The sequence below is a fragment of the Bartonella rochalimae ATCC BAA-1498 genome, assembly GCF_000706645.1.
Lineage (GTDB): Bacteria > Pseudomonadota > Alphaproteobacteria > Rhizobiales > Rhizobiaceae > Bartonella > Bartonella rochalimae.
Map to the genome: position 1 here is coordinate 2,501 of NZ_KL407338.1, position 11,829 is coordinate 14,329.

The following is an 11,829-nucleotide window of genomic DNA, read 5'->3' on the forward strand; positions in this document are numbered from 1 at the left end:
CTTTTTGGATAATTCCTTAAAAGAATTTATTGCCTCAATCAATTTTTTCTAAAAGTGTTTAGAACCTCCATAGAAACTTAAAGCTTTCTAGAGCAATGAACTCTTCATGAGAAATTTGGACCCTTCGTGAGAAAGTATTGTCTCTCCTTTTCAATAAGGGACAAAACAGGGAAAAGAGCAGGCCAATATTGTGTCTCTGTTTGTTTTAAAAAGCCTCTGTTTTTTAGAATATAGCGTTTTTAAAAGAGCAAGATGTGAGGGAGTTTTAGCTGTTTTAGGGGCCGTAGCTCAGCTGGGAGAGCACCTGCTTTGCAAGCAGGGGGTCGTCGGTTCGATCCCGTCCGGCTCCACCATATGGTTCATCATCATTGTTAAAAGAATAGTTATTGCAAGAGATGAAGTAATCTCTTTGCCTGTTCTATTGAAATCGTGAAGAAGAAGGTATATTCAGACATTTTTTGCTTCCTTCTGTCCTGGTAAAAGAAATTTTTAAAGGATGGATGGCTAAAAAGAAGGTTTTTAAAATGCAGCATAGCTTTAAAAAGCTCTGTTGGGACTTGTTCAAACATAGAGGCTTTTTTCTCTTGTAGAAGAGAGCTTAATTTATACACTCAAGTGAGAGTTTATAAGGACAAAAGAACAAGACCTTTTCATTGAGGAAATCTTTTGAGTAGAATAATGTGTCGCAAGGAAACGCTCAAATTCCTTGCTTAATGATTGGCAACTTAACCGTGCCATTGAATATATCTCGAGAAGTTGGTCTTTTCTGCTGATATTTTTGTTTTGTGTGCTGATTATAGAGATTGCATGATTTTTAAATCAATTTTATCTCGATGATTGTGCATAGACGAATTGATAAATGAATATTGGCAATGAGAATGATCAAGTGTCTTAAGGGCATTTGGTGGATGCCTTGGCATGCACAGGCGAAGAAGGACGTGATACGCTGCGATAAGCTACGGGGAGGTGCGAATACCCTTTGATCCGTAGATTTCCGAATGGGGCAACCCACCTTAGATTGCTAGAAAATTAAGCTGCTTTCATAAAAGCGGTTTAATTTTCTAGTAATCACAAATAAGGTATCTATACCTGAATAAAATAGGGTGTAAGAAGCGAACGCAGGGAACTGAAACATCTAAGTACCTGTAGGAAAGGACATCAAAAGAGACTCCGTTAGTAGTGGCGAGCGAACGCGGACCAGGCCAGTGGCTTAAGTTAAGAAAAGTAGAATTGATTGGAAAATCAAACCAAAGAGGGTGATAGTCCCGTATACGTAAATCTGATTTAAGTCCTTGAGTAAGGCGGGACACGTGAAATCCTGTCTGAATATGGGTCGACCACGATCCAAGCCTAAGTACTCGTGCATGACCGATAGCGAACCAGTACCGTGAGGGAAAGGTGAAAAGTACCCCGACAAGGGGAGTGAAAAAGAACCTGAAACCGAATGCCTACAAACAGTCGGAGCCCAAGATACGTTCTGGGTGACGGCGTACCTTTTGTATAATGGGTCAGCGACTTAGTCTAACGAGCAAGCTTAAACCGATAGGTGTAGGCGTAGCGAAAGCGAGTCTGAACAGGGCGTTCAGTTCGTTGGATTAGACCCGAAACCGAGTGATCTAGCTATGAGCAGGCTGAAGGTAAGGTAACACTTACTGAAGGGCCGAACCCGTATCTGTTGCAATAGATTGGGATGACTTGTGGCTAGGGGTGAAAGGCCAATCAAACTCGGAAATAGCTGGTTCTCCGCGAAATCTATTTAGGTAGAGCGTTAGTTTTATTCTCCAGGGGGTAGAGCACTGGATGGGCTAGGGGTCCTCACCGGATTACCAAACCTAACCAAACTCCGAATACCTGGAAGAAATAACTGGCAGACACACGGCGGGTGCTAACGTCCGTCGTGGAAAGGGCAACAACCCTAACCACCATCTAAGGTCCCCAAGTTATGGCTAAGTGGGAAAGGATGTGAGGATCCCAAAACAACCAGGATGTTGGCTTAGAAGCAGCCATCATTTAAAGAAAGCGTAACAGCTCACTGGTCTAAATAAGGGTCTTTGCGCCGAAAATGTAACGGGGCTCAAGCCATACACCGAAGCTGTGGATTTACTCTTATGAGTAAGTGGTAGCGGAGCGTTCCGTAAGCCTGTGAAGGGAGACTCGTGAGAGCTCCTGGAGGTATCGGAAGTGAGAATGCTGACATGAGTAACGATAAAGGGAGTGAGAGACTCCCTCGCCGAAAGTCCAAGGGTTCCTGCTTAAAGTTAATCTGAGCAGGGTGAGTCGGCCCCTAAGGCGAGGCCGAAAGGCGTAGTCGATGGGAACCACGTTAATATTCGTGGACCTGTGGGAAGTGACGGATTGCGTAAATTGTAAGGTCTTATTGGATTGATCTTGCAGTGAAGGAATTCCAGGAAATAGCTCCCACGTATAGACCGTACCCGAAACCGACACAGGTGGACAGGTAGAGAATACTAAGGCGCTTGAGAGAACTACGTTGAAGGAACTCGGCAAATTGCACGCGTAACTTCGGAAGAAGCGTGACCCTTTAGCGGGCAACCGTTAAAGGGTGGCACAGACCAGGGGGTAGCGACTGTTTACCAAAAACACAGGGCTCTGCAAAGTCGCAAGACGATGTATAGGGTCTGACGCCTGCCCGGTGCTGGAAGGTTAAGAGGAGATGTGCAAGCATTGAATTGAAGCCCCAGTAAACGGCGGCCGTAACTATAACGGTCCTAAGGTAGCGAAATTCCTTGTCGGGTAAGTTCCGACCTGCACGAATGGCGTAACGACTTCCCCGCTGTCTCCAACGTAGACTCAGTGAAATTGAATTCCCCGTGAAGATGCGGGGTTCCTGCGGTTAGACGGAAAGACCCCGTGCACCTTTACTATAGCTTTACACTGGCATTTGTGGCGATATGTGTAGGATAGGTGGTAGACTTTGAAGCAGGGGCGCAAGCCTTTGTGGAGTCGTCCTTGAAATACCACCCTTATCGACATGGATGTCTAACTGCGGTCCGTTATCCGGATCCAGGACAGTGTATGGTGGGTAGTTTGACTGGGGCGGTCGCCTCCTAAAGAGTAACGGAGGCGCGCGATGGTAGGCTCAGAACGGTCGGAAATCGTTTGTTGAGTGCAATGGCATAAGCCTGCCTGACTGTGAGACTGACAAGTCGAGCAGAGTCGAAAGACGGTCATAGTGATCCGGTGGTCCCGTGTGGAAGGGCCATCGCTCAACGGATAAAAGGTACGCCGGGGATAACAGGCTGATGACCCCCAAGAGTCCATATCGACGGGGTTGTTTGGCACCTCGATGTCGACTCATCGCATCCTGGGGCTGGAGCAGGTCCCAAGGGTATGGCTGTTCGCCATTTAAAGCGGTACGTGAGTTGGGTTCAGAACGTCGTGAGACAGTTCGGTCCCTATCTGCCGTGGGTGTAGGAATATTGACAGGATCTGTCCCTAGTACGAGAGGACCGGGATGGACGTATCTCTGGTGGACCTGTTGTGGCGCCAGCCGCATAGCAGGGTAGCTATATACGGACGGGATAACCGCTGAAGGCATCTAAGCGGGAAACCCACCTGAAAACGAGTATTCCCTGAGAACCGTGGTAGACCACCACGTTGATAGGTCAGGTGTGGAAGTATGGTAACATATGAAGCTTACTGATACTAATCGTTCGATAGGCTTGATCGTTCTCATTCCCTCTATTCATTTAAAAAAACAAAACAAATTAAAATAGCAATAAGACAACTTCTCTTTCCTTTCTATGCTTTTCGCTGACTTGGTGGTTATGGCGGAGCGCCTGCACCCGATCCCATCCCGAACTCGGCCGTGAAACGTTCCAGCGCTGATGGTACTTTGTCTTAAGGCACGGGAGAGTAAGTCGCTGCCAGGTCTGCTAAGCGCATAGAAAGAATTCTTCAACACTCTTCAAAAAAATATCTAAAAATCGTCGTATCCTTTCTGCGACAATTCTTCCGTGACGCGGGGTGGAGCAGCCCGGTAGCTCGTCAGGCTCATAACCTGAAGGCCGCAGGTTCAAATCCTGCCCCCGCAACCAGTCTCGGATCAATAAGTTTGTATCATAAAATATTATTTAAAATAAACGCGACAAGAGATCGGTAGGCGATCCAACACAAAAAAAGACTCCTTCCTCTTTGGAGCGGTGTTGTTGGGGGAATAATAAAAAACCACTGGAAAAAGATCCTTCTCAGGTGAGACATCCGTTTTGAAGGCATGATGCATCATGAGGGAAAATACCCAGGTCGCTTCAAATCAATATGCCAGATGTCAAGAGAGAAGCGGGAAGAGGATCCGTCTCAGATGAGACGTCCGTTTTGATGGCATGGTGCATCATGAGGGAAAATACCCAGGTCGCTTCAAATTAATGTACCGAGACGTCAAGAGAGAAGCGGGAAGAGGATCCGTCTCAGATGAGACGTCCGTTTTTACTTTGTAGAGTTCTTAAAGGTTGATCAGCCTCTTTTGTCTCAAAATCGAAATTTTACAATGTGTAAGAATAAGACCGTCTCCTATGACCATAATATCCAGAAATGCTGGCAATTACAGCACCAAGAAGGCTCGCAAAAAAACTCCACAATCCAATCTTAGAAGCTGTGCTTATGGCTTTATCCGCAATTGCAAAACTGTTTTGGGCTCCTTTATGAGTAGGAGCATTCTGCGAGAGAGCTTCTACCTGTTTGTTCAGTGATTGAATAGCTTCTTTAGTTTTTTTGTTCGCTGTTTGATAAATATCAATCGCACGTTCTGCAGTATTTTCTGCTTCAGCTTGTGATAGTCCATTGTTTATCAGCTGATGGATGACATCGCGACGATCAATCTGGGTGTTCAGCTTTTTAACACGATCCGAAAGGCGTTCGCCGAGTTGTTTAACCAAAAGACGATAGTTAGAAGGATCATTCTTAAAAGATGTGATGGTAGAACGAAGGTCTTTGACTGATTCTCTATAAGCGTTATAGAGATTGTCCGGATTGAGGGCTGGAATATCACTTTTATTTAAAAGTGCCTGTAAGTCATTGCTGAGTTTGTTAAAATCAAACAGAGCATTCCTTTTATCGTTGAAAAAATCCTCAAAATTTTTACGGTCTGTGAGAGGAACAAGTTTGCCACCTTCTGAACTAAAATCACTGATCGCTTGTTTCGTTGTTGTTGCAACTCCTGAAACAGTCTTAGCGCCTAAATGAGCCGCGCCAGAAAGTAAAATTGCACTTTGGAGCGCCACCAAAAGCATAAAAAGGGCCCAGGTCAAAAAACCGTGAAGCGCTCCTGAGTGATCCGAAAAACGACCAGCAACATAACCTCCAAGACCAAAGCTTAGACAAAAAATAAAAATTGAACTCACCCCAACAGAGAGAAAACTCTTCTCTAGTGAAAAGGGAGAAAAAAAGGTCATTTGGTTTAAGCCTAAGGCTGCTAACAAAAATGAAAAACAAACCGATGTTGCTAAAAGCGTTAGTAATCCAGCAAAAATCGAGGACCAAGATAAAACAGACGGTCTATAGTGACAACTCTCCGTCTCTAAAGAAAATTCGCCTGTAAAATGTCGCTCTAAGGGATGCTTCGTTGGGATCCGCGTTTCCATATCTCTCTCTCCTTCAATAATTCTTAAACTTAAAATGAGAAAAACCAATGCAAGTTCCAAAAAAAATGAAAAAAGGAAAAAACAAACTGAAATCAAAATGCTAAAAAGCTTAAGAAGGAGACAAAATAATACGCAGCAAGTATAGCCTATCTCACTCCGCACTGTGAAAAAAGAAAATCACACAAACAATATTGCTCAGACTTCTTCAAAAGGAGAAACCATACAAAAAAACATAAAAATGAAAAAAAAACAAAAACTGTCAACTCGCTGAGCATTTTAAAGTAAGCAACAGATAACAGAAAAATAATCCAAATATACAATAATTAAATATCAAATAAGAAATATACGTTCATTTGGTAAAATGACTACTTTCATCCAAACGTTCCAAAAAAATGTTTTTTACTAAAATAGTCAAAAAATAGTCATGAAGTTTTTTTAAAAGAAATTTCAAATGGATGCATGTTATTTTATTTTGGCTATGCTCAAACGATCGCTGAGAATTCCGTGTAGAGATTTAGCTGTAAGCTGTGTTATTTAGATAAATAATAGAAAAATAGATGGTGCAGTTTTGTGCCAAGCGGGAATGTAGGGGGGAGTTTTGAGAGCTTTTCCGTGATTGTATAGAGAAATCTACTTTTAGTAGTGGGTGTAATTTAGGTTATTTAATTGCTTTCAAAACTAAGCATATTAAGTGTGAAGCTGTAATCAATTTTCAAGAGTAGCACAAATCCTAGCATTGTACTCAGTCTATTGTGATTGCGCAATGTATGAGTCGATTAAACAAAAAGGAGGAGTTTTATTATGTATCAGATTGATTACAATAGTTATCGTTCTGTAAAAAGCTTTAATCGTCGTGTTCGTTTTCTCGTTATGCATTACACTGCAATTGATTTTAAACAGTCGGTTGCAATTCTTACAGGTACTAAGGTTAGCGCACATTATCTTGTTCCTGATCCTTTGGAGAAAACGTATATTGAAGCGGGATTTAAAGATATGCGTATTTTTAATTTGGTTGATGAAAATGAATGTGCGTGGCATGCTGGTGTTAGCTCATGGGCTGGGAGAAGCAATCTGAATGATACATCTATTGGAATTGAAATAGTCAGTGTGGTGACTGATGATATGAATGGAATGCCTATATTTCCTCCCTATAATCCTATGCAAATTGATGCGGTTAAAGAACTTGCATTAAATATTCTACAACGTTATCCCGATATTACGCCAATCAATGTTGTTGGTCATAGTGATATTGCTCCTGTTAGAAAAAGCGATCCAGGTGCAGCTTTTCCATGGAAAGAGCTTTATACAGTAGGTGTAGGAGCGTGGTATGATGATGAATTGAAGAATTGCTATCAAGCGCAATTCTGTAAGAGTCTTCCTGCTAAAGCGGATATTATTGCTAAATTTAAGCAATATGGGTATGATACTTCAATTGCAAAAACAGAAGATGGATATAAGGCATTAATCCGAGCATTTCAGCTTCATTTCCGGCAAAGCAATTATGATGGGATTTTGGATGCCGAAACAGCAGCGGTTCTTTATGCATTGGTAGACAAATATTTTTCTTAAAATAATTTAGTTCATTTTCATTCAAATATTTGCGATTACGATAACAGTGAGTTGAGGGGGTTAATTTATTGATATTTGGCGGAGAGAGAGGGATTTGAACCCCCGATAGAGTTACCCCTATGCCGCATTTCGAGTGCGGTGCTTTCAACCACTCAGCCATCTCTCCATATCTTAGGATACAATAAATTCTATCTATCTTGTTTAATTTAATGACGGTGTGATAATCTCCAATTTCTTCGAATACAAGTTCTTTTTTTGCTTTTTAATGGGCTTTTCTTGACATAGAATAGAAATTCTATCATATATATTTACGTTTGAGCGTGAAGTAATTTGCGCATATTTGTGTTTTGTAGGTGTTTTCTATACCTTTTGAAACCATTAAGACTGATAAAAAGCAGCCTATTTTCTCTGTTGATAAAGTAAAATAAGAGCTGGATCGAACGAAAGGATAAAAAATGTTCGCAGTCATTAAAACTGGTGGTAAGCAATATCGTGTTGCTGAAAACCAGGTCATAAGAGTTGAGAAAGTTATTGGTGATGTGGGAAGTGTTATTGAATTAAACAATATATTGATGCTCCATGAAGGCGATAACATGACTGTTGGTACGCCTGTTGTTGCGGGCGCTTTGGTGACGGCTGAAATTGTAGAGCAGGGCCGTGCGCGTAAAGTTATTGCATTCAAAAAACGTCGTCGTCAAAATTCAAAGCGTACTCGTGGTCATCGCCAGGAATTGACAACGTTGCGTATTTTAGAAGTCTTAAGTGATGCTTCCAAAGTGCAAAAAATAGCTGAAAAGCCCGTTAACAAGAAAGTAAAAGAATCAAAAGAAACGAAAGCTTCTGCTTCTCTTAGCAAAACTGCTAAAAAAACGTCTGAAAAAAAGGCTACGACAAAAAAGGTAGCTTCCAAGGTATCAAAAGGTGAAAAGAATTAAAGGAAGACAGTTATGGCACATAAAAAAGCAGGAGGTTCTTCGCGCAATGGCCGCGATTCGGAATCAAAACGTCTTGGCGTTAAAAAATTTGGTGGGGAAGCCGTTATTGCTGGAAACATTATTGTTCGTCAGCGTGGTACACGTTGGCATCCTGGTGATAATGTTGGTATTGGAAAAGATCACACTCTTTTTGCTCTTTCAAATGGAATAGTTTCTTTTCGCAAAAAAGCAAGTAACCGTTCTTATGTTTCAGTTATTCCTATGGCAGAAACTGCAAAATAAGCAAGATATAAACATATATAGGATTTAAGCTTGCACGTTATTTCTCTACAGGTAGAGTGTAAGCCTTTGGAGAGGTGGCCGAGTGGTTGAAGGCGCACGCCTGGAACGCGTGTATATGGGAAACCATATCGAGGGTTCGAATCCCTCTCTCTCCGCCAAATATCAATAAAATCATGTGTTATCTAAAGGCTAGGGACTTTTGATCTTACTCTGTTTTTTCTGTTCTATCCTTCATTTTAAATGGCTTCTCTTTGTTTTCTTAGACATTTGCATGTAGGGCAATGCTATGCTCTCTTTTGTTTAATAAAGATTGCTTCCATTTCGGAAACTGTAACACCAACGTTAGCAGGACGTATTGCTGCTGATTTCTCATTCCTGAATTGATTTTAAATATCCACTGCATTGCCTGTTTTACGCAATAAATTGCCAAAACTTTCTTTAACGAGCTTATTTCCATTTTTCTCACGCATAAATATTTTATTTTCTAATAGAACCATTTTGTCAATTCAGTGTGCAGTACTCTGAATGCTCTACAGAAATATTTTTTGTAAAAGGTAAGAAGCTAAAAATAGTAGTCTTTGGTCTATAAAATTGAGAGAGCATATTTTACGTCTATAATAAAATTATGGAAAGTTTGAGGGGCAGTTATGCTTTCTATATTGCTTGCATTCCTTGATATTTTCATCTTGCTGAAGATATTAAAGGTGGTTTAGCGCTTGATAAGAGGCATTTGGTTATGAAATCATAGGTGTTTCTTAGCTAAACTTCTTGGTGAATTGTTGGCCAATATGATGTTTCAGCAGATTTTGCCGACGAGGATATAGAGTGGTTTGATGTTGAGTCTATTAATCGAGAACTTTTGTTAATAAAGCGGAGCAAAATCTGATCTATATAGCTTGATGCAGCTTCGGTTTATGATCAAAAAGGAATATTCCTCGTGCTGACTTTATCACCAGAGGCATTTTACATATATTACGAAAATACCAGTTATTTTTTCTATTGTAAGGGAGGAAGTTTTGATGAATATCAGATTTATTGTTTCATTTGTAGGAACAAGATTATAGACAATATAGGTGGTTCATTGTGATCAATCACGTGCTTTCGATATAGGAAGTCCATCGTGAAAAGAGTAGAAACAGGCTCCTCTGTGATTATCAATGAAGTCTTCATCAAGCTATCGATATTCCTTCATTTCTTTATGCATCTATATAAATGATGCTAAAAAGACTCCATTATATTATATACTCTTTGAATGTCAGTACAAAATTGCGGTACCTTTTTAATCAGTTCACCATAAGAAGGCATAGTAATTGCTGCATCTATTGTCGATATTAGATCTGCTATTTGTGTTTTTGGAGTCATGCCATTAGGAGAAGTAAGGAACTTTTTTGCATACTGAAACATTGGGTTTGTAAGTTCATTGGACGTTTTTTGCGCCAAAACGAAAATATTTTCTTTCCAGTTATAATTATAGCGTAGCGTGTGTATGTGTGTTGGTAAATTTGCCCATGCCATCTCTTTATTATAATCACCTTGTAATAAGTTTGCATAACGCCCACACAAAGTCATAAGTATGTGACGGTGGCGCACGGGATGAAATCTTGAAAAGAAATCATCGTAACCACGAGAGTATATATATTCTGATGCTTTTTGCATCTTGTCAGCATGTTCGGAATTTTCGTATTTTGTGCTCACATACTTTTCGTAGAGTGCATCATATTGATCTAAATTATCTACATTCGTACATCCAAATAATATGAAAGTAGATAATAAAATTATAAATCTGACGATGTGTATCATGATACTCCCCCTTTTTTCTATTACATAATCGATTCGTTTAGCTGATACAATTATGCGTAGTTAGCGTTTAGAGGGGTAAATTGAGATATAAACACAATGTTTAGTGTTTTGTGTTGATGTTGAGAGTATGCTTTATTTAGTATTGAATGACTTTATTCCATTTAGTCGTGTTGTCTCTAAAACTGAGTGTATTGATTCTGTATTTCTTGCAAATACAGCTTTTTTATTATCTATAGGGTGTATTTCTGATATCAGAAATACACCTTAGACTCCAAAATACCCCTTAAGCGCAATCTGCCAAAAGCGGGACGTGGCCGTGTCAAAAGCATTCCGAATAATATTACGCATATTTTGAAAGAGGCCGTGATTAAAGCCGCTGAGAATGCAGAAAATAAAGAATGATGGTATTTCTTCATTTAGAAAAACAAGCTGTCAGTTGCAGAGTCGTTTATTTATCTCTTCTTGGCAAGGTTTTATCGTTACAGGTTATGGATAAAAATAGTTATGCTATAAAATGATAGGGTGTGTAGCAATAGCTTCTTTGTTTAATGATGACATGGCGAATTAAGATTGTTCTTAAGCTTATTCCTATTTTACAGGTAAGATATTGGTTTGTATAGCTTGGGGAGGTAGAGAATTGGGTAAGATCAGCTTCTTTGTTTGATAGCTGTTTAAAGAGTTGTCAGTTTATGATGGGTGGATTTCTGGCACTATTCTGTACGCTCGTTAGTTTTAGAATTCTCTTGATGAGAGTTTTTGGAAGAAATTAAATCTGCGGTAGAATCCTATGATTTTTAAAGGGCTTATTATAAGCGAGGTGAGTCATCGATTCAGTCGAAAGATGATCGTATAGATTTTCAGTTTTGTGGGTTTGATTGTAATGTCGCGGCTATCAAATTGATAGGTTGATTTTTGCGGAGTTGGGTTGATGAGATCGAGTCTGTTAAGGATACAGCTTGGTAAACGCTGATAGCAACTTTGCATGAAGAAGGAGAAGGATAACGTGCAGAGTTATGGAGCACATGGATCCTTTATGGGAATATGCTTCTGTTGAGAGACCGTTGCGCTTTTTCGAACGTGAGGCTGATGTGCATGCTGCATCTTGCCTCAGTGGATGTACAATTAAATATGCATTCTATACTGGCTCTTCTTTAATATATCTGGAGAGAAAAAACTTTATTGTTATCAGTCCAAATTTGGAAAGACGAATTTTAAAGCATAAAAAACAAAGTGAATACTTATTTCTGCAAAAAGATAGTTTACAAATAAGGTAATCAAGATTAATAAAAAACAGATTGATTATAATAAAGGCAGTTTTAAGCTCAAATTCGATTTTTGATTATTAATAAGTCGCCTTATACAATTTATTGAGGAAAGACATGGCAGAAAATTCAACTTTTAATCCTACATTTGAAGAAGAAAATGTTGTAACAAGTAAAATAACGAATTCTGTCGAAAGCCGAAAAGAAATTGGGAGGTTAGCAGAGCGTGTTTCTGGAGATCCGAAAATATTAGCTTCAGATCTAGATATGATACAGAGAAGTTTAGCTCTTGGTGAACGTGATGAACGAGATAAACGTTATATGGAGCATGTTGTTAAGTCTTTAAAGAATCGATTAAAGGAAAGATATTACGTTAAAGAG

Annotated in this window: 6 protein-coding genes, 4 tRNA genes and 2 rRNA genes; 9 read left to right on the plus strand and 3 right to left on the minus strand. The window is 39.9% G+C overall.

Annotated features, from left to right (window positions below; genetic code table 11):
* Positions 1-277 precede the first annotated feature (277 nt).
* The 4 genes from O99_RS04740 (at position 278) to O99_RS04760 (ending at position 4,058) form a co-directional block, all read left to right on the plus strand.
* A tRNA-Ala gene (locus tag O99_RS04740) sits at positions 278-353 on the plus strand.
* Between the two features lie 527 nt (positions 354-880).
* Positions 881-3,691: ribosomal RNA gene (locus O99_RS04750) — 23S ribosomal RNA — on the plus strand.
* An 87-nt stretch (positions 3,692-3,778) separates the two neighbouring features.
* Positions 3,779-3,893, plus strand: a 5S ribosomal RNA gene (rrf, locus tag O99_RS04755).
* 88 nt (positions 3,894-3,981) lie between these two features.
* Positions 3,982-4,058: transfer RNA gene (locus O99_RS04760), tRNA-Met, on the plus strand.
* A gap of 444 nt (positions 4,059-4,502) precedes the next feature.
* On the opposite strand, the gene O99_RS04765 is transcribed toward O99_RS04760, so the two are convergent.
* Positions 4,503-5,600: a TIGR04086 family membrane protein gene (locus tag O99_RS04765; protein WP_035006828.1), complete on the minus strand. Its 1,098-nt coding sequence runs from the start codon at positions 5,598-5,600 to the stop codon at positions 4,503-4,505.
* A gap of 801 nt (positions 5,601-6,401) precedes the next feature.
* Between O99_RS04765 and O99_RS04770 the strand changes: the two genes are divergently transcribed.
* A complete protein-coding gene (locus O99_RS04770; RefSeq protein ID WP_035006829.1) occupies positions 6,402-7,169 on the plus strand; it encodes an N-acetylmuramoyl-L-alanine amidase in 768 nt (255 codons plus the stop codon).
* A 76-nt stretch (positions 7,170-7,245) separates the two neighbouring features.
* Here the strand turns inward: O99_RS04770 and O99_RS04775 are convergent.
* Positions 7,246-7,335 (minus strand) — tRNA-Ser (locus tag O99_RS04775).
* A 289-nt stretch (positions 7,336-7,624) separates the two neighbouring features.
* On the opposite strand from O99_RS04775, the gene rplU reads away from it, so the two are divergent.
* The 3 genes from rplU to O99_RS04790 all read left to right on the plus strand — a co-directional run bounded on the left by rplU (position 7,625) and on the right by O99_RS04790 (position 8,544).
* The gene (rplU, locus tag O99_RS04780; RefSeq protein ID WP_035006831.1) at positions 7,625-8,104 is read left to right on the plus strand and encodes a 50S ribosomal protein L21; all 480 of its coding nucleotides are present in this window, start codon (positions 7,625-7,627) and stop codon (positions 8,102-8,104) included.
* A 12-nt stretch (positions 8,105-8,116) separates the two neighbouring features.
* Positions 8,117-8,386, plus strand: coding sequence for a 50S ribosomal protein L27 (gene rpmA, locus O99_RS04785; protein WP_035006833.1), 270 nt, complete (start codon positions 8,117-8,119; stop codon positions 8,384-8,386).
* Between the two features lie 68 nt (positions 8,387-8,454).
* Positions 8,455-8,544: transfer RNA gene (locus O99_RS04790), tRNA-Ser, on the plus strand.
* A 1,060-nt stretch (positions 8,545-9,604) separates the two neighbouring features.
* Here O99_RS04790 and O99_RS04795 read toward each other — a convergent pair.
* Positions 9,605-10,186, minus strand: a complete 582-nt coding sequence (locus tag O99_RS04795) for a hypothetical protein (RefSeq protein WP_035006835.1) — start codon at positions 10,184-10,186, stop codon at positions 9,605-9,607.
* A gap of 1,379 nt (positions 10,187-11,565) precedes the next feature.
* Between O99_RS04795 and O99_RS06925 the strand changes: the two genes are divergently transcribed.
* A partial coding sequence (locus tag O99_RS06925; protein ID WP_035006838.1) for a hypothetical protein occupies positions 11,566-11,829 on the plus strand: 264 nt, incomplete at its 3' end.

Bases quoted from the DNA above. Each gene is read 5' to 3' on its own strand.
- O99_RS04795 (WP_035006835.1), bottom strand. From the start codon at position 10,186: ATGATACACATCGTCAGATTTATAATTTTATTATCTACTTTCATATTA.
- O99_RS04765 (WP_035006828.1), bottom strand. From the start codon at position 5,600: ATGGAAACGCGGATCCCAACGAAGCATCCCTTAGAGCGACATTTTACA.
- rplU (WP_035006831.1), top strand. From the start codon at position 7,625: ATGTTCGCAGTCATTAAAACTGGTGGTAAGCAATATCGTGTTGCTGAA.
- rpmA (WP_035006833.1), top strand. From the start codon at position 8,117: ATGGCACATAAAAAAGCAGGAGGTTCTTCGCGCAATGGCCGCGATTCG.
- O99_RS04770 (WP_035006829.1), top strand. From the start codon at position 6,402: ATGTATCAGATTGATTACAATAGTTATCGTTCTGTAAAAAGCTTTAAT.